The 21502-nt window shown below is 63.9% G+C and carries 23 protein-coding genes; 12 read left to right on the forward strand and 11 right to left on the reverse strand.

Annotated features, from left to right (window positions below; all coding sequences use genetic code 11):
- Positions 1–89 precede the first annotated feature (89 nt).
- A complete protein-coding gene (gene ccmD / locus EB230_RS05380) occupies positions 90–257 on the forward strand; it encodes a heme exporter protein CcmD (RefSeq protein ID WP_056574565.1) in 168 nt (55 codons plus the stop codon).
- Positions 254–832 carry a DsbE family thiol:disulfide interchange protein gene (locus EB230_RS05385; protein WP_172371717.1) on the forward strand — a complete coding sequence of 193 codons (579 nt, stop codon included), beginning with the start codon at positions 254–256 and terminating at the stop codon, positions 830–832. The genes ccmD and EB230_RS05385 overlap by 4 nt, the downstream gene beginning before the upstream one ends.
- A 233-nt stretch (positions 833–1065) precedes the next feature.
- On the opposite strand, the gene EB230_RS05390 is transcribed toward EB230_RS05385, so the two are convergent.
- Positions 1066–1233: a hypothetical protein gene (locus EB230_RS05390; protein ID WP_172371719.1), complete on the reverse strand. Its 168-nt coding sequence runs from the start codon at positions 1231–1233 to the stop codon at positions 1066–1068.
- A gap of 294 nt (positions 1234–1527) precedes the next feature.
- Here EB230_RS05390 and EB230_RS05395 point away from each other — a divergent pair, with 294 nt between their 5' ends.
- Both EB230_RS05395 and EB230_RS05400 read left to right on the forward strand, forming a co-directional pair.
- Complete coding sequence (locus EB230_RS05395) at positions 1528–2448, forward strand: SMP-30/gluconolactonase/LRE family protein (protein ID WP_172371721.1); 921 nt, start codon at positions 1528–1530, stop codon at positions 2446–2448.
- Between the two features lie 162 nt (positions 2449–2610).
- Entirely contained in the window at positions 2611–2817 is a 207-nt protein-coding gene (locus tag EB230_RS05400) for a 4-oxalocrotonate tautomerase family protein (RefSeq protein ID WP_172371723.1), read from the forward strand.
- A 201-nt stretch (positions 2818–3018) separates the two neighbouring features.
- Here the strand turns inward: EB230_RS05400 and EB230_RS05405 are convergent, their stop codons facing one another.
- The 10 genes from EB230_RS05405 to EB230_RS05450 form a co-directional block, all read right to left on the reverse strand.
- Entirely contained in the window at positions 3019–3549 is a 531-nt protein-coding gene (locus EB230_RS05405; protein ID WP_172375003.1) for an NADPH-dependent FMN reductase, read from the reverse strand.
- A gap of 38 nt (positions 3550–3587) precedes the next feature.
- Positions 3588–4208, reverse strand: coding sequence for a pyridoxamine 5'-phosphate oxidase family protein (locus tag EB230_RS05410; RefSeq protein ID WP_056574575.1), 621 nt, complete (start codon positions 4206–4208; stop codon positions 3588–3590).
- A gap of 97 nt (positions 4209–4305) precedes the next feature.
- Entirely contained in the window at positions 4306–4980 is a 675-nt protein-coding gene (locus EB230_RS05415; protein WP_140776098.1) for a septation protein A, read from the reverse strand.
- A 45-nt stretch (positions 4981–5025) separates the two neighbouring features.
- Entirely contained in the window at positions 5026–6177 is a 1152-nt protein-coding gene (gene ftsY / locus EB230_RS05420) for a signal recognition particle-docking protein FtsY (protein WP_246738918.1), read from the reverse strand.
- 802 nt (positions 6178–6979) lie between these two features.
- A complete protein-coding gene (gene mtaB / locus EB230_RS05425) occupies positions 6980–8320 on the reverse strand; it encodes a tRNA (N(6)-L-threonylcarbamoyladenosine(37)-C(2))-methylthiotransferase MtaB (protein WP_172371725.1) in 1341 nt (446 codons plus the stop codon).
- Positions 8320–9204 carry a diaminopimelate epimerase gene (gene dapF / locus EB230_RS05430; RefSeq protein WP_172371727.1) on the reverse strand — a complete coding sequence of 295 codons (885 nt, stop codon included), beginning with the start codon at positions 9202–9204 and terminating at the stop codon, positions 8320–8322. The genes mtaB and dapF overlap by 1 nt, the downstream gene beginning before the upstream one ends.
- A gap of 72 nt (positions 9205–9276) precedes the next feature.
- Positions 9277–9714, reverse strand: a complete 438-nt coding sequence (locus tag EB230_RS05435; RefSeq protein ID WP_172371729.1) for a VOC family protein — start codon at positions 9712–9714, stop codon at positions 9277–9279.
- Positions 9715–9837: 123 nt separating this feature from the next.
- Positions 9838–9999: a DUF1328 family protein gene (locus tag EB230_RS05440; protein ID WP_032932257.1), complete on the reverse strand. Its 162-nt coding sequence runs from the start codon at positions 9997–9999 to the stop codon at positions 9838–9840.
- A gap of 199 nt (positions 10000–10198) precedes the next feature.
- Entirely contained in the window at positions 10199–10765 is a 567-nt protein-coding gene (locus EB230_RS05445) for a hypothetical protein (RefSeq protein WP_172371731.1), read from the reverse strand.
- A 70-nt stretch (positions 10766–10835) separates the two neighbouring features.
- Positions 10836–11840: an MBL fold metallo-hydrolase gene (locus EB230_RS05450; RefSeq protein WP_172371733.1), complete on the reverse strand. Its 1005-nt coding sequence runs from the start codon at positions 11838–11840 to the stop codon at positions 10836–10838.
- A 270-nt stretch (positions 11841–12110) separates the two neighbouring features.
- Between EB230_RS05450 and EB230_RS05455 the strand changes: the two genes are divergently transcribed.
- From EB230_RS05455 to EB230_RS05490, 8 genes are all read left to right on the forward strand, one after another.
- Entirely contained in the window at positions 12111–12650 is a 540-nt protein-coding gene (locus tag EB230_RS05455; RefSeq protein ID WP_056574595.1) for a protease inhibitor Inh/omp19 family protein, read from the forward strand.
- A 137-nt stretch (positions 12651–12787) separates the two neighbouring features.
- The gene (zapE, locus tag EB230_RS05460) at positions 12788–13987 is read left to right on the forward strand and encodes a cell division protein ZapE (protein ID WP_056574601.1); all 1200 of its coding nucleotides are present in this window, start codon (positions 12788–12790) and stop codon (positions 13985–13987) included.
- Between the two features lie 365 nt (positions 13988–14352).
- Complete coding sequence (gene mdh, locus EB230_RS05465) at positions 14353–15321, forward strand: malate dehydrogenase (protein WP_056574603.1); 969 nt, start codon at positions 14353–14355, stop codon at positions 15319–15321.
- A gap of 45 nt (positions 15322–15366) precedes the next feature.
- Positions 15367–16560: an ADP-forming succinate--CoA ligase subunit beta gene (sucC, locus tag EB230_RS05470; RefSeq protein WP_056574606.1), complete on the forward strand. Its 1194-nt coding sequence runs from the start codon at positions 15367–15369 to the stop codon at positions 16558–16560.
- Positions 16561–16564: 4 nt separating this feature from the next.
- Positions 16565–16936: a cupin domain-containing protein gene (locus EB230_RS05475; RefSeq protein ID WP_056574609.1), complete on the forward strand. Its 372-nt coding sequence runs from the start codon at positions 16565–16567 to the stop codon at positions 16934–16936.
- A 3-nt stretch (positions 16937–16939) separates the two neighbouring features.
- Positions 16940–17437, forward strand: a complete 498-nt coding sequence (locus EB230_RS05480; protein WP_172371735.1) for a DUF1579 family protein — start codon at positions 16940–16942, stop codon at positions 17435–17437.
- A 12-nt stretch (positions 17438–17449) separates the two neighbouring features.
- A complete protein-coding gene (gene sucD / locus EB230_RS05485; RefSeq protein WP_172371737.1) occupies positions 17450–18352 on the forward strand; it encodes a succinate--CoA ligase subunit alpha in 903 nt (300 codons plus the stop codon).
- A 136-nt stretch (positions 18353–18488) separates the two neighbouring features.
- The gene (locus tag EB230_RS05490) at positions 18489–21476 is read left to right on the forward strand and encodes a 2-oxoglutarate dehydrogenase E1 component (protein ID WP_056574618.1); all 2988 of its coding nucleotides are present in this window, start codon (positions 18489–18491) and stop codon (positions 21474–21476) included.
- The last annotated feature ends 26 nt before the right edge of the window (positions 21477–21502 follow it).

The following is a 21502-nucleotide window of genomic DNA, read 5'->3' on the forward strand; positions in this document are numbered from 1 at the left end:
CGGCGTCCGATTGCGAAGCCGATGGCGCAAAGCTAAGGGATGGGCATGGTCGGGTATGGTGAAACGATAGCGGGAGGGGAGCGAGGCGCATGAGTGCACACGCGCTCTATGTCACCGCGGCCTACGGCATCACCGCCATTGTGCTGGCCGGGCTGATCGTCTGGATCCTGCTCGACCAGCGGGCCCGCAAGCGCGAGCTCGCCGAACTCGAGGCAGCCGGCGTGCGGCGCCGTTCCGACAAGGTGGCCAAGCCATGAGCAGCGAAACCGAAACGCCGACGCGCAGTCGCCGCCTGTTCGTGCTGTTGCCGCTGCTGGTCTTCCTCGGCCTTGCCGGCCTGTTCCTGTCGCAACTGCTTTCCGGACGCGATGTCTCGGAAGTGCCGTCGGCGCTGATCGGCCTGCCGGCGCCGCGGACCAACCTGCCGGCGCTGGAGGGCTCAAACCTGCCGGGGCTGGATTCGAAAGCGTTCGCCGGCAAGGTTACGCTGGTCAATGTGTTTGCGTCATGGTGCGCGCCGTGCCGGGAAGAGCACCCGGTGCTTCTGGCGCTGTCGCAGGACAAGCGATTCGTGATGGCGGCGCTGAACTACAAGGATCAGCCGGAAAACGCCCGCCGGTTCCTCGGCGATCTCGGCAATCCGTTCCAGGCGATCGGCGTCGACGAAGCCGGCCGCGCGGCGATCGACTGGGGTGTCTATGGCGTGCCGGAAACCTTCGTCATCGGCAAGGACGGCAAGATCGCCTACAAGCATGTAGGCCCGCTGACGGCGGAGTCGGCGCGGGGTCTGCTGTTGCCGCAGATCGAGAAGGCGCTGGCGGCGCCGGGTTAGGCGCAGCCCCTTCTTTCGTCATTCTAGGGCGAAGCAAGGAGCGAAGCGACGCGGCGCAGACCCTAGAATCCATGCCGTGACATTCGTGACAGGCGAAAGCGGCCCAAGATCGATAGCTGTTCGCTACCGCAAGAAGCCCTATTCTGGGCCGCTGCGTTTCTCGTTGGCGTCGCGGCATGAATCCTCGGGTCAAGCCCGAGGACGACGAACGCGCGAGGGCGATCAGGCGGAGATCAGCCGTAGATCTGCTTGTGGATCTGGTAGAGCATTTCCGAGCGGTCGGCGCGCATGTCGGCCAGATCGCGGCTCGAGAAGCTGTCGATTTCGGCGACGAGGCGGTTGTAGTGCTTGCGCTTGGCGATGCTGTTGCGAGCGCGGTTCACGAGATCGTTGAAGATCATGGCAAGGTTCCTTCTACGCCGCATTTCCGCGGCCGGTTGTTCCTCCCTTGATCGATACGGAGCATGACATAGGAATGGTGCATTGCAAAAAGAAGATGTTGCAATGCACCATTGCACGCAGCGCATAGCCGGTTAATCGAGTCCTAAGGCGCGTCGTGACCGCACGGTCGTGGGCCGGCCGAGCCGCATGGCAGCTTCCTCTCCGTTTTGTCATACAAATTGCGAAGGCGCCGTCTTGCCAGATCGATCGCGGGCTGGCTTGATCCGGCGTCACGTGATGCCGGGAGGAAATGCATGGCGGCCGCAGACTATTATGAAGTTCTCGATCCGCGCTTCGCGCGCCTGTTCAATGGCAGCGCGCAGGTGGAGAAGCTGTTCACCGGATGCCGCTGGGCGGAGGGGCCGGCCTGGTTCGCCGCCGGCCGCTATGTCGTCTGGTCCGATATTCCGAACAACCGCATGCTGCGCTTCGACGAGACGGATGGCAGCGTCAGCGTCTTCCGCCAGCCCTCGGGCAATTCCAATGGCAACACCGTCGACCGGCAGGGCCGGCTGGTCACTTGCGAGCACTCGGGCCGCCGCGTCAGCCGCACCGAGCATGACGGCTCGGTCACCACCATCGCCGCCAAGTGGAAGGGCAAGCGGCTGAACTCGCCCAACGACGCGGTGGTGAAATCCGACGGCTCGATCTGGTTCACCGACCCGAGCTACGGCATCGACACCGACTATGAGGGCGACAAGGCCGAGAGCGAGATTGGCGCCTGCCACGTCTACCGGGTCGATCCCGATAGCGGGGACGTCGAGGCCGTCATCACCGACATGGTCAGGCCCAACGGGCTTGCCTTCTCGCTCGACGAGAGCCTGCTCTATGTCGTCGATACCGGCCGCACGCATGGCGCCGAGAATCCGGCGCATATGCGGGTGTTCAATGTCGGCAAGCATGGCAAGAAGGTTTCGGGCGGCAAGGTCTTCGCCGACTGCACGGCCGGCCTCTTCGACGGCTTCCGGCTCGACGCCGACGGACGCATCTGGACCAGCGCCTTCGACGGCATCCATTGCTACGATCCGGACGGGACGCTGATCGGCAAGGTCAAGGTGCCCGAGGTGACCGCCAATTGCGTGTTCGGCGGCGCCAAGCTGAACTGCCTCTACATCGCGGGCACCACCTCGCTCTATTCGGTGCGGCTGATGGTGAACGGGGCCAAGACCTATTGAGGCTGCTGGACACTTTTCTTTGGCGGGTCTTGATGGCGCTCCTGCGCATAAAAGGGGTGCCCGCTGCGCCGAAGTTGCCGCAGCGGCCACCATTCAGTCCGTCGGAGAGGCTTTCAAAGCAGCTTCTTGCCGGAAAGCAGAAAAACCCAAGGGGAGAGCGTCATGCCATTCGTCAACATCCGCATCGTCAAGGAAGTGATCGCCGCCGATCCGGCAGGCAAGAAGGCTGATATCGCCAAGAAAGTCACGGCGGCCATCATGGATGCCACCGGGCTCGGCAATGATGATGTCTGGGTGGTTTTCGAGGAGGTCAGCGCCCGCGACTGGTATGTCGGCAAGACCGATGTCGAGACCCTGCGGAAGGGGTAGCTCTTCCCTTCTCCCCTTGTGGGAGAAGGTGGCCTCGCGAAGCGAGGTCGGATGAGGGGTGTTCCAGCTTGGCGGTACGTCAACAGCGAACCGAACCAGAAAACACCAACGCCTCACCCCGCTGGAACACCCCTCATCCGTCTCGGCGCTGCGCGCCGATCCACCTTCTCCCACAAGGGGAGAAGGGAAAGGCTGCGCCGCTCAATGCGAGCGGATGAAATCCGCGAAACCCTGCACCGCATTGCGCATTGCCAGCACCTTTTCCGGCTCGGCCAAGATAACCTCCATCTCCGCCGGCTTCTTGCCAAGCAGGGCGATCTCCAGCTCACCATCATACATCGCGAACGACATGGTGCGCATGATCTCGGCCAGCGCCGCGCGGGCGAACAGCGAGCGGGGCGAGGCGTGCGCAAGCATGGCCGGCTTGGCGATGGCGGCGTCGCGCGAGACCAGCCAGTCGAGCGCGTTCTTCAGCCCGCCCGGCACGCCATGGGCATATTCGGGACAGGAGACGACGAGGCCGTCGGCGCCGGTGACGGCGTCGATCAACCTGGAGGCTTCGCGGGGCGTGCGCTCGCCCTCGTCGTCCGGATTGAAGATCGGCAGGCGGTCGAGTCCGTCATGGACAGTGACACGGCAGCCAGGCGGCGCGTTGCGCACCAATGCCGCGAGCAAGGCCGAATTGGTGGAGGCGGCCCGCAGGCTGCCGGAGATGGCAAGGATGTTCAGCACAGTCGGCGAGGCCAGTTCGGACGAATCGCTGGGAAAGCCTACCACATGGTCTGCTTGTAATCGTCGTCGAGCCAGCGGTCGGTCGCCTCGGCCGAATCGGCGAGCGCCAGCTGGTCGCGCAGGATCTGGCCGAGTGTCGGCAGCGTGGCGCGGTCGTACCAGCTCTCCGGCTTCCACAGGTCGGAGCGCATGAAGGCCTTGGCGCAATGCATGTAGGCGGCCTTGACGGCGACGACGATGACGCTTTGCGGCTCCTTGCCGTCGACGGCCAGACGCTCGCGCAAAGTTGCATCGACGGTGATGCGGGCATCGCCGTTGACGCGCAGCGTCTCGTTCATGCCGGGGATGAGGAAGAGCAGTCCGACCGAGGGATTGCGCAGGATGTTCTCCAGCGTATCCAGCCGGTTGTTGCCTGGCCTGTCGGGAATGGCGATGGTGCGGTCGTCGAGAATGGCGGCGAAACCTGGCTTGTCGCCCTTCGGCGTCACGTCGGCATTGCCGGCGCCGTCGGACGAGCCGATCAGCACGAAGGGGCTCTTGCCGATGAAGGAACGGCAATGGCCGTCGAGCCCCTTCAGCTCCTTGCGGATCGAGCCGTCGGTCGGGCGCGGCGTCTTGTAGATCGTCCGCAATTCCTCGCGCGTGGTGACGAATTCCATGGCTCTCCCCCTTGTTTTTTAGTTTGACGCAATTCCCTAGGGAAACCGCGATGCGGTTTTCCCGGGAAAACCGCTTCACACTTTTCCTGAAATTGCTCTACTTGCCTGCCTTCTCTTCCCCGCTCGCCTTGTCGTCCAGCGAATGGCGCAGGATCAGCGGCATCTGGCTGAAGGTGAACAATAGCGTGATCGGCATGATGCCCCAGACCTTGAAGGTAACCCAGGCATCGGTGGAAAAATTGCGCCACACCACTTCGTTGACGACAGCCAGGAACAGGAAGAACAGGCCCCAGCGGAAGGTGAGTTTTTTCCAGCCTTCGGCATCCAGCTTGAAGGCTGAATCAAAGACATAGCCGAGCAGCGACCTGCCGAAGAACAGGCCGCCGAGCAGAACGCCGCCGAACAGCGTGTTGACGATGGTCGGCTTCATCTTGATGAAGATGTCGTCCTGCAGATAGAGCGTCAGTGCCCCGAATATGAAGACGACGACGCCCGAAACCATCGGCATGATCGGCAAGGTGCGTGTCAGCAGCCAGGAAGCGATCAACGCGATGGCCGTGGCGGCCATGAACAGGCCGGTGGCGACGAAGATCGGGCCGCCGAATTCGCCCAGGACCGGGAATTTCTGCACCAGCCATTCGCCGCGCGCATTGGCGAAGAAGAAGACCAGCAGCGGCCCAAGCTCCAGCACCAGCTTGAGCAGGGGATTGACGCCTTCCTTCTTCTCTTTCTGCGGGTCGGACGGATCGCGTTCGAGAATGGGTGGGTTCATGATCTTCCTTCTTACGCACGATCCCGTTCAAAAGGGACCATGCCGTTACGCCACTCCAGCGATCGCCCTGGCGAATTCGCTTGCCGAGAAAGGCTCGAGGTCGTCGACCTGTTCGCCGACGCCGATGAAATAGACAGGCAATTTGTGCTTTGCCGCGATCGCCACCAGAATACCGCCGCGCGCCGTGCCGTCCAGCTTGGTCATCACCAGGCCGTTGACGCCGGCGATGTTGCGGAAGATCTCGACCTGGTTGAGCGCGTTCTGGCCGGTGGTGGCGTCGACCGTCTGCAGCACGGTGTGCGGCGCCTCCGGATCGAGCTTGCCCAGCACGCGCACGATCTTTTCCAGTTCCGCCATCAGTTCGGTCTTGTTCTGCAGGCGGCCGGCGGTGTCGATGATCAGCACGTCGGAGCCGGCTTCCCTGGCCTTCTCGAAAGCGTCGTAGGCGAGGCCGGCCGCATCGGCGCCGAGCTTGGAGGCGATGACGGGCGATTTCGTGCGCTCGCCCCAGATCTTCAGCTGCTCGATGGCCGCGGCGCGGAACGTGTCGCCGGCCGCCAGCATCACCGACAGGCCGCCATCGGTCAGTTTTGCCGCGAGCTTGCCTATGGTGGTGGTCTTGCCGGTGCCGTTGACGCCGACCACCAGGATGACATGCGGCTTGTGCGAGAGGTCGAGCTCCAGTGGCCGGGCGACAGGGGTCAGCACCTTCTCCACCTCGGCGGCCATGACGGTGCGCACGTCCGTGTCGGAGACATCCTTGCCGTAGCGGCTGGCGGCCAGCGCGTCGGTGATACGAAGCGCGGTTTCCATGCCGAGGTCGGCGCGGATCAGCACGTCCTCCAGGTCCTGCAGCGTGTCTTCGTCCAGCTTACGCCTGGTGAAGACGCCCGCAATGTTGCCGGTGAGTTCGCGCGAGGAACGGGCAAGCCCATCCCGCATGCGCTGGAACCACGACCGCCTCGGCGCCGCCTCCGGCGCTTTTTGCGGCTCGGCCTTCTGCTCGACCTTCTTGGCGACGGTCACCTTGCCGGGAGCGGGTTTCGGCTCGGGCGCCGGCTGGGGGACGGGCCGCGGCTCGGGCGCGATCTCGGCAATGACAGGCTGCGTCTCGACCGGCGCGGGCTGGCGGATGGGCGGTGCGATCTCCACCGGTGGCGCCGGAATCGTAGGCGCGGCTTCGGCGGCTGGCGTCACGTCATCCGCAGGCTGGCGCTGCCCCTCACCCTTACCCTCTCCCCGTGAAGTACGGGGAGAGGGGGGCGTCAGTGTCGAGGCTTCTTCTTCGATGCAGTAAGATGGGCGCTGGCGTCACGGGTTCTTTCCCCGTCCCTATACGGGGAGAAGGTGCCGGCAGGCGGATGAGGGCGGCGCCTGCCTCTGAAGTCGGCTGCGTGGGAGGCGAGGCCGGTGGGGGCACTTCGACGGGTGCGGGCGTCTCGGCTGGAACCTCGGCAGGCGGCGCCGGCACTTCTATCGGCGCCGGTTCGGGCTGCCTTTCCGGCGGCGGCGCAATCGGCTCGGCTGGCGCGGGAGCGGGGACTGCGGCTGCGGTCGGGCGTGATAGTTGCCTGGGGAGCGGAATTTGGGCGCCGGCGGCTCCACACTCGCCTGTCGTATAGCGCACACTTATTTTCTCTCGTTTCTCCGTCGCTAAAGATGTGTATAAGGGCCAGAGCGTGTCCTTTACCTCCCTCTCGACGGGGGAGGTCCCAAGCGAATCTTGGGGGTGGGGGTCACTGGCGCTGGCGTCGGCGCCATCACCCCTCCCCGCCACTTCGTGGCGACCCTCCCCATCAAGGGGAGGGTGGGGCTCAGGCCGCGGCTCGTCGCGCTTCAAGAACTCCGGAACGACCTGTTCGGCCGCCGGCTTCAGCGCATCGAGCTGGTCCCATTTGATCGGCGGCAGCGGGGCGGTCTCGTCAACGCGCTCCTCGACAACCTCTTTCTTGCCGAACGAAAATATCTTCTTGAAAAAACCAGCCATGCTTTGCGTTTCTCAGGCGGCGCGTGCGGCAAGCGGGGCTGCGTTCAGCCTGATACCATCGTGGCCAGTAATTGTCGCTTCGACGATCTCGCCCGGCGCGCCGGTGCCGAGTGCGGCAAGCGTGAAGCCTTCGGTGCGGCCGAGGCCGTCACGCTCGATCAGGATCGACTGACGCGTTCCGGGCAGCGAGGACAGATGGCGCCGATACGCGGCTTCGCCGGCGGCGCGCAGCCGGGCGGCGCGCTGCTTGACCACCTCGCGGCGCAGTTGCGGCATGCGCGCGGCGGGCGTGCCTTCGCGCGGGCTGAACGGGAAGACGTGAAGGTGGGTCAGGCCGCACTCCTCGACGATTTTCATCGAGTTCTCGAACATGGCCTCGGTCTCGGTCGGGAAGCCGGCGATAATGTCGGCGCCGAAGACAATCGCGGGGCGCAATTTGCGCACATCCTCGCAGAAACGGATCGACTGGTCGCGCAGATGCCTGCGCTTCATGCGCTTCAGGATCATGTCGTCGCCGGACTGCAGCGACAGATGCAGATGCGGCATCAGCCTGTGTTCGGTGGCGATGGCTTCGAGCAATTCGTCGTCGGCCTCGATCGAATCGATCGATGACAGCCTGAGCCGCTTCACGTCGGGCACCTGCCTGAGGATGGTCTTCACCAGTCTGCCAAGCTTGGGCGAGCCCGGCAGGTCGGCGCCGAAGCTGGTCATGTCGACACCGGTCAGCACGATCTCGGCATAGCCGTTGCCGGCGAGCCGCTTGACCTGTTCGACCACCGCGCCCATCGGCACCGAGCGCGAATTGCCGCGGCCGTAAGGAATGATGCAGAAGGTGCAGCGATGGTCGCAGCCATTCTGTACCTGGACGAAGGCGCGGGCGCGGCCCTCGATGGCGTCGACCATATGGCCGGCGGTCTCGCGCACGGAGAAAATGTCGTTGACGCGGGCCTTCTCGGTGTCGTTGACGCCGAAATCGGGCAGTGCGCGGTAGGAATGCGCCTTGAGCTTCTCTTCATTGCCAAGCACGAGATCGACCTCGTCCATGGCGGCAAATTTTTCCGGTTCGGTCTGCGCGGCGCAGCCGGTGACGATTATGCGTGCCCGCGGGTTGTCGCGGCGCGCCTTGCGGATCGCCTGTCTGGCCTGGCGCACCGCCTCGCCGGTGACGGCACAGGTGTTGAAGATGACGGCGCCGCCGTCCAGCGCGCCGAGACCGGCGCTCTCGGCCTCGCGCCGCATCACTTCGGATTCATAGGTGTTCAGCCGGCAGCCGAAGGTCACCACCTCAATGCGGCTGGGGGCCTCGGGAGGGGAGCCGTCGACATCAGGGCTCCTGGACAGAGCAACCGACATCAGGCCGCGCTTTCGGTATCACGGGCCCAGGTGCCGGTCGAGGGATCGAAACTGCCGGAAAATTCCCATTCGGCCGCACCCGTCAGGATCACGTGGTCGTCATCGCGCCATTCGACATGCAGCGTGCCGCCGCCGGGGGTCAACAGGCTGACGCTGCGTCCGGTCCGCCTGGTGCGCGCTGCCGCCACCACGGCGGCGCAGGCCGCCGAGCCGCAGGCCTTGGTCAGGCCGGCGCCGCGTTCCCAGGTACGGATGATCATGCTCTCGGGAGACGTGACCTGGGCAATGGTGATGTTGGCGCGCTCGGGGAAGATCGGGTGGTTTTCGAGCAGCGGGCCGAAGCGGTCGAGCTCATAGGACCAGACGTCGCGGTCGACCCAGAAGATGGCGTGCGGATTGCCCATCGAGACGGCCGAAGGGGAATGCAGCACGGGCGCGTCGATCGGGCCGATCTGCAATTCGATCATGCGGGTGTCGCGGAACTCCTCGGCGAGCGGAATCTCCTGCCAGCCGAAACGCGGCGTGCCCATGTCGACCGAGATCGTGCCGTCGGCATGTTCCCTGGCGTTGAGGATGCCGGCGCGGGTCTCGAAGGTGAAGGTCTTCTGGCCGGTCTCGGCGGCAAGCGCCTGGACGACGCAGCGCATGCCGTTGCCGCAGGCCTGCGCGCTGGTGCCGTCCGAATTCAGGATGTCGACATAGTAGGCCGTGCCCGGTGTCCTAGCGTCATGGATCGCCATGATCTGGTCGAAGCGGGTCGCGGCATCGGCGTTCAGCGCAAGGGCGGCCGCCGCCGTCACCTGATCGGCACGGCCGCGCATGTCGGCGACGATGATCTCGTTGCCGATGCCGTTCATCTTGGCGAAGGGGGCGGTGCCTGCCATTCTTCCGGTCATTCCGTGTCCATTTGGCGCTATATGGCGGAAACGGGCGGGAATTACCAGTCCGGCGTCGGTTCAACCGAGTTCTTGGGCAAGTCCGATGAGAAGCCCTTCAGGCCCACGGATGTAGCAGAGCCGATACACGTCTTTGTACTGGACGACTTCGCCCACGAGTTCAGCGCCGCGCCTGCGGAGCCTTTCAAACGTATCGTCGACATTGTCCACGGTGAACATGGCGCGAAGGTAGCCCAGCGCGTTGACTGGCGCTGTCCGGTGATCCGCGACGACAATCGGCGTGAGGAAGCGAGAGAGCTCAAGCCGGCTGTGGCCGTCCGGTGTGCGCATCATGGCGACCTCGACGTGCTGATCGCCCAGTCCAGTGACACGTCCGGCCCATTCTCCCTCGATCGTGGCCCGCCCTTCGAGTTCGAGGCCGAGTTCGAGAAAGAAATCGATCGTCGCTGCGAGATCTTCGACGACGATTCCCACGTTGTCCATCCGTTTGAGCGCCATGTTCGCAATCTCCAAGATGCCATGCGACCGTTTCGTTGCCGTCCACATCGGGAGCTTGAATCATGGACCGCCTCAAACCGCTACCATTTTCCAGACGGTCATCCGACGGCGAAAACGCCAGACTTACGTCACCGCGAAGATGCCAAGCACCACCAGCAGGAAGATGACGAGAACGATGCCGATGAGGATGCGCGCGCCTGTGGCGGCGGCTCCGGCCAGCGCCGGCATGCCGAGCAGGCTCGCCGCCGCGGCGATGATCAGGAGAATGATGATCCATTTGATCATGGGAATGCCTCGCAAACCGACAGATTTTGAAACCGCATGAAGAACGCGGCTGCCGTGCCTGGGTTCCCGCGGTCCGGGAGGCGGTGTCAGCGGCAAAACCTAAGCGCGTCGCGTAAGCGGATCATGCGGCGCGCTTCAGGTCTTTAGTTCCTATGCGTGTCATTCTCCCAAAGCCGAGATCGCTTTTGGGCGACATGCATCAGCTTGCGATCTCGATATCGGTGCTGAAGGGCGCGGTCTTGGCCGAGTTCTGGTCATGCATGAGGAAGTTGCACTTGTATTTCCCGGGCGGCAGTCCATCCAAGGACAGGTCGAGCTTGAAGAAGAGTTCGCGGTTGTGCGAGCGGGAAGCGACCTGAACGCTGCCGATCTTCTCGAAGGTGCCCAGGGCTTCGCCCGAGTCCGAAAGCACGGTGAGGTCGACGGAAAGCGCGATCTGGCTGTTGCCGAGGCCGTCCGACCCGTAGCCATAGCCGACCGGTTCCATATAGAGCACGACCTTCTCGCCGGGCTTGTAGATGTGATTGGCGCGCTCGCTGTAGATGCCGAAGCCGCTGGCCGTGTCGACCTGTTTGACATTCTGCACGGCGAGCGGCATCGCTTGCCACAAGGCTTCCTCGGCGCCGCGGAATTTCTCCAGCGCGCCGGCTCCGTCCCCCGCCTGCAATGCCTTTTCGGCGTCGGCGGCGCGGTCGGCGATGTCCCCGGCATAGGCCGCCGAGGTGGAGATTGTCGCGGCAAGCAGGGCAGCCAGGATCGATTTCATAGGATGCGTCTCCGTTCTTTGAGATGGTGGGCGAAACTCCCGTGGGGTAGACGTCAAACCTTGCCGGAGTTCAAGGCACTCTCCAGATTTCACCAGGCCGCAGGGCTCGAAAGCGCTCCCGTGGGATGTCCTCGGCGTCAAGCGCTTCGGCAAGTTTGCGGACCGGCTCGTCCATCGGCTCGTCGGTGAGCTGGAAGGTGCCCCAGTGGCAACCGGCGGCGAAGGCGGCATCGCACAGCTTCATGCCTTGCACCGCTTCCTCCGGGTTCTGGTGCTGCGGCGCCATGAACCAGCGCGGCTCGTAGGCGCCGATCGGCAGGATGGCGAAACGGAAACGGCCATGTTTGGCCGCCATCAGCCGGTAGTTGATGCCGTCGTGGAAGCCGGTGTCGCCGGCGAAGTAGATATTGCCGCCTGGCGTCTCGATGACGAAGCCGGCCCACAATGCCATGCGCCGGTCACGCGCGCCGCGCGCCGACCAGTGATGCGCCGGCTCGATGTGGACGAAAACGCCGTCACCGAGATCGACCCTGTCACCCCAGTCATATGCCGAAAGACGCATGCCGGGAACCGCCTCGCCGATGAGGACGTCGTTGCCGAGCGGGGTGACCACCAGCGGATGATGGCCGGCCTTGAGCTGCTTCAGCGTGGCGAGGTCGAGATGGTCGTAGTGATTGTGGCTGACCAGGACGAGGTCTATCGGCGGCAAGTCGGCGAAGGCGATGCCCGGCGGATTGACGCGTCGTGGCCCGGCGAAGGAAAACGGCGAAGTGCGTTGCGACCAGACCGGATCGGTGAGGATGTTCAGCCCGGCGGTCTGGATCAGCAGGGTGGAGTGCCCGACCATGGTCACCGTGAGCTCGGCCCCCTCGACCTTCGCGGCTGGCCTTGCCTGTGGAAATGGGCTCGCACTGGTCGTGGGCCATTTCGCGCGCTGGCCGTTGAACTGCCATTTCAGCAGATCCACGAAGCGGCCGGGCATCCGGCCGCCCGGGTTGAAGAACAAGGTGCCATCGAAATGGTCGCTGGGCGGACCGCTGTAATAGCGGTTGGCGGCTTTCTTTCTCGCGGCCAAGGTGTGCTCCGGCGTTTCGGCCCCTAGACATAGGTCCTGCGCCGATCGGCGCAAGCGCAGAATGGCGAAGGCGGAAGCTTTGCAAGCTGGGATCGCGGAGGCCGAGCAGCAAGCCGTCCGGTCATCCTGACTGCGATAAATTTGCAACAAATCTTGCTACAAACCCTATTTTAACCATATCGGGTTGAAATTTCGCCACCTTCTCCATCTTGGTGGAGGTGAGAGATTGCGCGGACGGCGTTCCCCCAGCCGGATCCGACGGAGGTTGGAATGAATTTTTCGAAAAGCGGTCTGGTGGCCGTATCGCTGGCGGCGCTCGTTGCGAGTGGTTGCTCAACCTCACGGTTCTCGTCGATGGACGACCAGCAGCCGGCACCATTGCAGCCGGCGCCGGCCGGCCAGGTGACCTCCAATCAGCTGCCGCCGCCGGCCTCGCCCGGCGCCACCGACCCGTCGCGGTTCCCGACCGCTCCGGCGAATACGCAGGTCGCGTCCTTGCCGCCGGACGGCTCGGCACCCGCCGGTGCCTCGGATCTCAGCGCGGCAAGCGTCGCCGGCGTCTGGAACGCCAGCGTTTCCGGCCAGAGCTGCAAGATCGCGACGCCGCAGACCAAGTTCGGCGCCGGCTTCCGCGCCGGGCCGCTGCACTGCCCGGCGCCGATCGATGGCATCAAGTCGTGGAATGTCGCCGGCAAGCAACTGACGCTTTATGATGACAATGGCGGATCGCTGGCGCGGCTCTATTCCTCGGGCGGCTCGAAATTCGACGGCCAGACTTCCAGCGGGCAGCCGATTTCGCTTACAAGATAAGCTGGATATGCCGATATTCAGGTGATGCCGGCCTGCGAACGGCTTCTCGAAAGCCGACATTCTCGGCTCGGCCTGACCTGAATCTCAACACACCAAGTCCTCCCCGGAGCATCCTGCTCTGAACAACGACGTGACCGATGCATCTGCGTGACGGCCTCCAGACCCATGCGACCGTCAGGCAGCGCTACCACCATCTGGTGGAAACCGGCGCGATCGAGAGCGATCCGGCGCAGGAGCGCATCGCCGCCGCGCTCGACCGGCTGACATCGGAAATCTCGGCAAAACGGCTGGCGCACAAATCCAGTGCGCTGGGCTGGCTGTTTGCCCGCAAGCGCGAGACGCGGGAAATCGTCAAGGGCCTCTACATCCATGGCGGTGTCGGCCGCGGCAAGACGATGCTGATGGACATGTTCTTCGAGCTGCTGCCGGTCCGGCGCAAGCGCCGCGTCCACTTCAACGACTTCATGGCCGACGTGCAGGACCGCATCCAGAGGCACCGGCAGGCGCGCAAGAATGGCGACGTCAAGGAAGACGATCCGATCCCACCCGTGGCAAAAGCCCTGGCCGAGCAGGCCTGGGTGCTGTGCTTCGACGAGTTTTCGGTCACCGACATCGCCGATGCGATGATCCTGTCCAGGCTGTTTTCGGCGCTGTTCGCCAATGGCGTGGTGCTGATCGCCACCTCGAACGTGGCGCCGGAGGATCTTTACCGCGACGGGCTCAACCGCCAGCTGTTCCTGCCGTTCATCGGCATACTGGAACGGCACGCGCAGGTGCTGTCGCTCGACAGCGACAAGGATTACCGGCTGGAAAAGCTCGCCCGGACGCCGGTCTATGTCACGCCGGCCGACGCGGAAGCCGACCGCGCGCTCGACGAGGCCTGGCGGACGATGACGCGCGGCGCGCCGACAGCCGCGACTTCGCTGACGCTGAAGGGCCGGCAGGTCGTGGTGCCGGCCGCTGCCGGCGACGCGGCGCGGTTTGCCTTCGCCGATCTCTGCGAGAAACCCCTCGGCGCGCGCGATTTCCTGGCGATCGCAGGACGCTTCTCGACGGTCTTCATCGATCACGTTCCGGTTCTGGGCGAGGGCAAGCGCAACGAGGCCAAGCGCTTCATCCTGTTGATCGACACGCTCTACGACCACCATGTGCGCCTGGTGGTGAGCGCCGAGGCGCCGCCGCAAGAGCTCTATGTGGCCAAGCGCGGCGTCGAGGTGTTCGAGTTCGAGCGCACCGCGTCACGCCTGATCGAGATGCAGAGTCGCGACTGGCTGGAAGACTGGGCGGAGCGGCGCAAAGAGAAGGCTGCCCCGGAAGCGTCGCGCGCGCAGGCGTGAGGGGACAGTTTCCGGAAGGCCGCGATCCTTCGCGCGCCCTTTGTCCCTCGGAGGTTTGAAACTCACATCCCCGGCGGCCAGCATCACAAGGGCGTCATCGCCTCTTCAAGCCTTCTGATTGTCATCCTAATTGTGTAATCTCAGGCAGGTCGGCTTACAAACTTTGACGCTTACGTAAATCCCAAACCATCTAACCGATTGAAAACGCTCACTCCAAAATAATCGATTGAATTTATCTTGCACCGGGGCTATTGGGTGCGGCGAAATCTCGCGGGTTTCCTCGGCATTCCGGCCTCTTCCTCGGCACCGTCATCAAGTCGTCAAAGATTTCGGCGCAGTCACAGACAAAGGGAAAACATCCTCACATGGCACGCAACAAGATAGCGCTTATCGGCTCGGGCATGATCGGCGGCACGCTCGCCCACATGATCGGCCTCAAGGACCTCGGAGACGTGGTGCTGTTCGATATTGCCGAGGGCATCCCGCAAGGCAAGGGGCTCGATATCGCGCAGTCGTCGCCGGTCGATGGTTTTGACTCCCGGCTGACCGGCGTCAACGATTATGCCGGCATCGAGGGCGCGGATGTCTGCATCGTCACCGCGGGCGTGCCGCGCAAGCCGGGCATGAGTCGCGACGACCTGCTGGGCATCAACCTCAAGGTCATGGAACAGGTCGGCGCCGGTCTCAAGAAATACGCGCCGAAGGCCTTCGTCATCTGCATCACCAACCCGCTCGATGCCATGGTGTGGGCGCTGCAGAAGTTTTCGGGCCTGCCCAAGACCCATGTCGTGGGCATGGCCGGCGTGCTCGACAGCGCGCGCTTCCGCTACTTCCTGGCCGAGGAGTTCAAGGTCTCGGTCGAGGACGTCACCGCTTTCGTGCTCGGCGGCCACGGCGATTCCATGGTGCCGATGATCCGCTATTCGACGGTCTCGGGCATTCCGCTGCCCGACCTCGTCAAGATGGGCTGGACCTCGAAGGAGAAGCTCGACCAGATCGTGCAGCGCACCCGTGACGGCGGCGCCGAGATCGTCGGCCTGCTCAAGACCGGCTCGGCCTATTACGCGCCGGCCGCCTCGGCGATCCAGATGGCCGAGGCCTATCTCAAGGACAAGAAGCGCGTGCTGCCTTGCGCGGCGCACCTCTCCGGCCAGTATGGCGTCAAGGGCACCTATGTCGGCGTGCCCGTGGTGATCGGCGCCGGCGGCGTCGAGCGCATCATCGAGATCGACCTCAACAAGGCCGAGCAGAAGATGTTCGAAAGCTCGGTGGCGACGGTGCAGGGCCTGACCGAGGCCTGCGTCAAGATCGCGCCGCAGCTCGCCTCGAAGTGAACCCCGCCAAAAACAACCCCGGCAAAGACCTGGAGATCGTTCCCCATGAACATCCATGAATATCAGGGCAAGGCGCTGCTGAAGAGCTTTGGCGCGCCGGTGGCCGAAGGCGTGCCGGTGTTCAAGGCAAGCGAGGCGGAAGCCGCGGCACAAGCGCTTCCCGGTCCGCTCTATGTGGTGAAGAGCCAGATCCATGCCGGCGGCCGCGGCAAGGGCAAGTTCAAGGAACTGTCGCCCGACGCCAAGGGCGGCGTGCGGCTGGCGAAGTCGGTCGCCGATGTCGTCGCCAACGCCAACGAGATGCTCGGCCACACGCTGGTGACCAAGCAGACCGGTCCGGCCGGCAAGCAGGTCAACCGCCTCTATATCGAGGACGGCGCCGACATCGAGCGCGAGCTTTATCTGTCGATCCTGGTCGACCGTTCGGTCGGCCGCATCGCCTTCGTCGTCTCGACCGAAGGCGGCATGGACATCGAGGCGGTCGCCCATGACACTCCGGAAAAGATCATCACCGTTGCCATCGACCCGGAAAAGGGCGTCACGGCCGATGATGTGAAGAAGCTCAACGCGGCCCTCAAGCTCGACGGCGACGCGGCCAAGGACGGCGATATGCTGTTCCCGATCCTCTACAAGGCCTTTGTCGAGAAGGACATGAGCCTGCTCGAGGTCAACCCGCTGATCGTCATGAAGAATGGCCGGCTGCGCGTGCTCGACGCCAAGGTGTCGTTCGACAACAATGCGCTGTTCCGCCACCCGGACGTGCTCGCACTGCGCGACACCACCGAAGAGGACGAGAAGGAAATCGAGGCGTCGAAATACGACCTCGCCTATGTCGCGCTCGACGGCAATATCGGCTGCATGGTCAACGGCGCCGGCCTTGCCATGGCGACGATGGACATCATCAAGCTCTATGGCGCCGAACCCGCCAACTTCCTCGATGTCGGCGGCGGCGCGTCCAAGGAGAAGGTGACGGCTGCGTTCAAGATCATCACCAAGGACCCGGCGGTCAAAGGCATACTGATCAACATCTTCGGCGGCATCATGAAGTGCGACATCATCGCCGAGGGCGTGATCGCCGCGGTCAAGGAAGTCGGCCTCAAGGTTCCGCTGGTGGTGCGCCTGGAAGGCACCAATGCCGAGCTCGGCAAGAAGATCATCAATGACAGCGGCCTCAACGTGGTGTCGGCCGATGATCTCGATGACGCGGCCAAGAAGATCGTGGCGGCGGTGAAGGGCTGAGCGGATGCCTCCGCGCAAGATAAATCTGGTCGAGGCGGCGGATCAAAAGATCAGCAAGGTCTTCGATCCGCATATCGCCGGCGACGTCAACGACAGCCAGGCGAAGGTCGCCAAGTTCGGCGAGGCCTTCGACTGGCACGCGCATGAGCACGAGGACGAAGCCTTCCTCGTACTGCGCGGGCGCATTGCCATCGATTTCCGCGACGGTCCGGTCGAGCTTGGCGAGGGCGATTTCATGGTCGTGCCGCGTGGCGTCGAGCACCGGCCGCGTTCGCTGACCCAGGAGCCCGTGGTGCTGATGTTCGAGCCGTCGACGACGCTCAACACCGGCAATGCCAAGAGCGACCTTACCGTCACCGACCTGAAGCGGCTCTGACCGATGAACGCGGCTTCCTTCTCCTCGCTCTCGGCCGATCACCAGCGCCTGCAGGCGCTGGTCGGCGCGTGGCGTGGCGAGGAAGAGGTGGCGGACACACAATGGGCCGATGGCGGCACGGCGACATCGGAAATGCTGGCGGAGGCTCAGTTCGGCGGCCTGTTCGTGGTGCAGCGCTATCGCCAGCGCCGCGACGGCACGATTTCCTTCGGTTCGCACAACGTGTTCGGCTTCGACCAGCAGAACAGCGTCGTCACCATGCACCAGTTCGATTCGATGGGCTTTGTGCCGACCTCGCCGGCCACGGGCACATGGAACGGCGGCGAGCTCAATCTGGAGCGGTCATCATCGCGCGGTTCGGCGCGCGTGACGTATATTTTTGACGATGCCGACACCTACCGCATGCGATTGCATTTCAAACCCGCCGGCAGCGATGCATGGCAAGACATGGTGAGCGGCGTCTACAAGCGTGTCTCGCCTTCCTCGATCAACGGTTTTTAGAAAAGGGCTCCGATGTCCATTCTCGTCGACAAGAACACCAAGGTGCTGGTGCAGGGCCTGACCGGCAAGACCGGCACGTTCCACACCGAACAGGCGCTGGCCTATCACGGCACCAAGATGGTGGGTGGCATCCACCCCAAGAAGGGCGGCGAGACCTGGACCGGGTCGAAGGGCGAAAGCCTGCCGATCTTCGCCACCGTTGCCGAGGGCAAGGAAAAGACCGGGGCCAACGCTTCGGTCATCTATGTGCCGCCGGCGGGCGCCGGCGAAGCGATCCTGGAGGCGATCGAGGCGGAAATCCCGCTGATCATCTGCATCACCGAGGGCATTCCGGTGATGGACATGGTCAAGGTCAAGGCGCGGCTCGACCGCTCGACCTCGCGTCTGATCGGACCGAACTGCCCGGGCGTGCTCACCCCTGACGAATGCAAGATCGGTATCATGCCCGGAAACATCTTCCGCAAAGGCTCGGTCGGCGTTGTTTCGCGCTCGGGAACACTTACCTATGAGGCCGTGTTCCAGACCACCAATGTCGGCCTCGGCCAGACCACCGCCGTCGGCATTGGCGGCGATCCCGTCAAGGGCACCGAGTTCATCGACGTGCTCGAGATGTTCCTCGCCGACGACGAGACCAAGTCGATCATCATGATCGGCGAGATCGGCGGTTCGGCCGAGGAAGACGCCGCGCAGTTCCTCAAGGACGAAGCCAGGCGTGGCCGCAAGAAGCCGATGGCCGGCTTCATCGCCGGGCGCACGGCGCCGGCCGGCCGCACCATGGGCCATGCGGGCGCGGTCATCTCCGGCGGCAAGGGCGGCGCCGAGGACAAGATCGCGGCAATGGAATCGGCCGGTATCAAGGTCTCGCCGTCACCGGCGCGGCTTGGCACGACGCTGGTTGAAGCCATCAAGGGCTGAATCCGGCGCCGGTTATGGAATGAGGGCCAACGACGGTTCGTTGGCTTTTGAGGGGACAAGAAGGGCGGGTGAACCGCCCACTATCGCGGCCCTGCCGCAAACGTAAGGAGACGGAGCGCTGCTCCGCTGAAACGACATGGCAAGACAAGATCAGGCCAACGACCAATTTTCGCTCACCTCATTCCTCTATGGCGGCAACGCCGATTATATCGACGCGCTCTATGCCGCCTATGAGGATGATCCCGCCTCGGTCAATCCCGAATGGCAGGAGTTCTTCGCGGGTCTGAAGGACGATGCCGGCGATGTGCGCAGGAATGCCAAGGGCGCCTCCTGGGCCAAGCCCTCCTGGCCGCTGCAGGCCAATGGCGAGCTGGTGTCGGCGCTCGACGGCAATTGGGGCATTGTCGAGAAGCATCTGGAAAAGAAGGTCAAGGACAAGGCGGTCACCAACGGTGTTGTTCTTTCCGACGCCGACGTGCACCAGGCGACGCGCGATTCGGTGCGCGCCATCATGATGATCCGCGCCTATCGCATGCGCGGCCATCTGCACGCCAATCTCGATCCGCTCGGCATCGCCAAGCCGCTCGAGGACTACAATGAACTGTCGCCCGAGAATTACGGCTTCGTCGAAGCCGACTACGACCGGCCGATCTTCCTCGACAATGTGCTGGGGCTCGAATTCGGCACCATCCGGCAGATGCTGGAGATCCTGACCCGCACCTATTGCTCGACGCTCGGCGTCGAATTCATGCACATCTCCGATCCCGAGGAGAAGGCCTGGATCCAGGCACGTATCGAGGGCGCCGACAAGGAGATCTCCTTCACCACCACCGGCAAGAAGGCGATCCTGCAGAAGCTGGTCGAGGCGGAAGGCTTCGAGCAGTTCATCGACGTCAAGTACAAGGGCACCAAGCGCTTCGGCCTCGACGGCGGCGAAGCGCTGATCCCGGCGCTGGAGCAGATCGTCAAGCGCGGCGGCCAGCTCGGCATGAAGGAGATCGTGCTCGGCATGGCGCATCGCGGCCGGCTGAACGTGCTCTCCCAGGTGATGGCGAAGCCTCATCGCGCCATCTTCCACGAGTTCAAGGGCGGCTCCGCCGCTCCCGACGAGGTCGAAGGCTCGGGCGACGTGAAGTACCATCTCGGCGCTTCGTCGGACCGCGAGTTCGACGGCAACAAGGTGCATTTGTCGCTGACGGCCAACCCGTCCCACCTGGAAATCGTCGACCCGGTGGTGATGGGCAAGGCGCGCGCCAAGCAGGACTACCTGTTCGGCCGCGGCCGCGAGGAGATCGTGCCGCTGGAGGAGCGCGCCAAGGTGCTGCCGCTGCTCCTGCATGGTGACGCCGCCTTCGCCGGCCAGGGCGTGATCGCCGAAATCCTCGGCCTGTCGGGCCTGCGCGGCCACCGCGTCGCCGGCACGCTGCATTTCATCATCAACAACCAGATCGGCTTCACCACCAATCCGCGCTTCTCGCGCTCGTCGCCCTATCCGTCCGACGTCGCCAAGATGATCGAAGCGCCGATCTTCCACGTCAATGGCGACGATCCGGAAGCCGTGGTCCACGCCACCAAGGTGGCGATCGAATTCCGCATGAAGTTCCACAAGCCGGTGGTCGTGGACATGTTCTGCTACCGCCGCTTCGGTCACAATGAGGGCGACGAACCGGCCTTCACCCAGCCGATCATGTACCGCAACATCCGCACCCACAAGACGACGGTGCAGATCTATGGCGATCGTCTGATCGCCGAGGGCCACATCACCCAGGCCGAGCTCGACCAGATGAAGGCCGACTGGCGCGCGCATCTGGAATCCGAATGGGAAGTCGGCCAGCACTACAAGCCCAACAAGGCCGACTGGCTCGATGGCGCCTGGTCCGGCCTGCGCACGGCCGACAACCAGGACGAACAAAGGCGCGGCAAGACCGCCGTGCCGGTCAAGACGCTGAAGGAAATCGGCAAGAAGCTGACCGAGGTGCCGAAGGGCTTCGAGGCGCACAAGACCATCATCCGCTTCCTCGAAAACCGCCGCGAGGCGATCGAGTCCGGCGAAGGCATCGACTGGTCGACGGCCGAGGCGTTGGCTTTCGGCGCCATCCTGCTCGACGGCAATCCGATCCGCCTGTCTGGGCAGGATTCCGAGCGCGGCACCTTCTCGCAGCGCCATTCCGTGCTCTACGACCAGCGCGACGAGACCCGCTACATCCCGCTCAACAACCTGTCGGCGGCGCAGGCCGGCTACGAAGTCATCAACTCGATGCTGTCGGAAGAGGCGGTGCTGGGCTTCGAATATGGCTACAGCCTGGCCGAGCCGAAGGCGCTGACCTTGTGGGAAGCGCAGTTCGGCGACTTCGCCAACGGCGCCCAGGTGGTGTTCGACCAGTTCATCTCGTCGGGCGAGCGCAAGTGGCTCAGAATGTCCGGCCTCGTCTGCCTGCTGCCGCACGGCTATGAAGGCCAGGGGCCGGAACATTCGTCGGCCAGGCTGGAGCGGTTCCTGCAGCTTTGCGCCGAAGACAACATGCAAGTGGCCAACTGCACGACGCCGGCCAACTACTTCCACATCCTGCGCCGGCAGCTGAAGCGCGACTTCCGCAAGCCGCTGATCCTGATGACGCCGAAGTCGCTGCTGCGCCACAAGCGGGCGGTGTCGACGCTGCCGGAAATCTCGGGCGAAAGCTCGTTCCACCGGCTGCTGTGGGACGACGCGCAGCTGTTGCCCAACCAGGCGATCAAGCTGACCAAGGATTCCAAGATCCGCCGCGTCGTGCTGTGTTCGGGCAAGGTCTATTACGACCTCTACGAAGAGCGCGAGAAGCGCGGCATCAACGACATCTACCTCTTGCGCGTCGAACAGCTCTATCCGTTCCCGGCCAAGGCGCTGATCACCGAACTGTCGCGCTTCCGCAACGCCGAGATGGTGTGGTGCCAGGAGGAGCCCAAGAACATGGGCGCCTGGTCGTTCATCGACCCGTACCTGGAATGGGTGCTGGCGCATATCGACGCCAAGCATCAGCGGGTTCGCTACACCGGCCGGCCGGCGGCCGCGTCGCCGGCGACCGGCTTGATGTCCAAGCACCTAGCCCAGCTCGCCGCCTTGCTCGAAGACGCGCTCGGCGAATAAAGCAGGCGAATAGAACAGAACCGACA

This window comes from Mesorhizobium sp. NZP2234 (genome assembly GCF_013170765.1).
In the GTDB taxonomy this organism is placed as follows: Bacteria; Pseudomonadota; Alphaproteobacteria; order Rhizobiales; family Rhizobiaceae; genus Mesorhizobium; species Mesorhizobium loti_D.

Coding starts and splice junctions, on each gene's coding strand:
- EB230_RS05480 (WP_172371735.1), top strand. CDS start 16,940: ATGAACGCGGCTTCCTTCTCCTCGCTCTCGGCCGATCACCAGCGCCTG.
- EB230_RS05475 (WP_056574609.1), top strand. CDS start 16,565: ATGCCTCCGCGCAAGATAAATCTGGTCGAGGCGGCGGATCAAAAGATC.
- EB230_RS05395 (WP_172371721.1), top strand. CDS start 1,528: ATGGCGGCCGCAGACTATTATGAAGTTCTCGATCCGCGCTTCGCGCGC.
- EB230_RS05415 (WP_140776098.1), bottom strand. CDS start 4,980: ATGAACCCACCCATTCTCGAACGCGATCCGTCCGACCCGCAGAAAGAG.
- mtaB (WP_172371725.1), bottom strand. CDS start 8,320: ATGTCGGTTGCTCTGTCCAGGAGCCCTGATGTCGACGGCTCCCCTCCC.
- ccmD (WP_056574565.1), top strand. CDS start 90: ATGAGTGCACACGCGCTCTATGTCACCGCGGCCTACGGCATCACCGCC.
- EB230_RS05490 (WP_056574618.1), top strand. CDS start 18,489: ATGGCAAGACAAGATCAGGCCAACGACCAATTTTCGCTCACCTCATTC.
- sucC (WP_056574606.1), top strand. CDS start 15,367: ATGAACATCCATGAATATCAGGGCAAGGCGCTGCTGAAGAGCTTTGGC.
- sucD (WP_172371737.1), top strand. CDS start 17,450: ATGTCCATTCTCGTCGACAAGAACACCAAGGTGCTGGTGCAGGGCCTG.
- EB230_RS05385 (WP_172371717.1), top strand. CDS start 254: ATGAGCAGCGAAACCGAAACGCCGACGCGCAGTCGCCGCCTGTTCGTG.
- EB230_RS05400 (WP_172371723.1), top strand. CDS start 2,611: ATGCCATTCGTCAACATCCGCATCGTCAAGGAAGTGATCGCCGCCGAT.
- EB230_RS05440 (WP_032932257.1), bottom strand. CDS start 9,999: ATGATCAAATGGATCATCATTCTCCTGATCATCGCCGCGGCGGCGAGC.
- mdh (WP_056574603.1), top strand. CDS start 14,353: ATGGCACGCAACAAGATAGCGCTTATCGGCTCGGGCATGATCGGCGGC.
- EB230_RS05435 (WP_172371729.1), bottom strand. CDS start 9,714: ATGGCGCTCAAACGGATGGACAACGTGGGAATCGTCGTCGAAGATCTC.
- EB230_RS05455 (WP_056574595.1), top strand. CDS start 12,111: ATGAATTTTTCGAAAAGCGGTCTGGTGGCCGTATCGCTGGCGGCGCTC.
- dapF (WP_172371727.1), bottom strand. CDS start 9,204: ATGGCAGGCACCGCCCCCTTCGCCAAGATGAACGGCATCGGCAACGAG.
- EB230_RS05410 (WP_056574575.1), bottom strand. CDS start 4,208: ATGGAATTCGTCACCACGCGCGAGGAATTGCGGACGATCTACAAGACG.
- EB230_RS05445 (WP_172371731.1), bottom strand. CDS start 10,765: ATGAAATCGATCCTGGCTGCCCTGCTTGCCGCGACAATCTCCACCTCG.
- EB230_RS05390 (WP_172371719.1), bottom strand. CDS start 1,233: ATGATCTTCAACGATCTCGTGAACCGCGCTCGCAACAGCATCGCCAAG.
- zapE (WP_056574601.1), top strand. CDS start 12,788: ATGCATCTGCGTGACGGCCTCCAGACCCATGCGACCGTCAGGCAGCGC.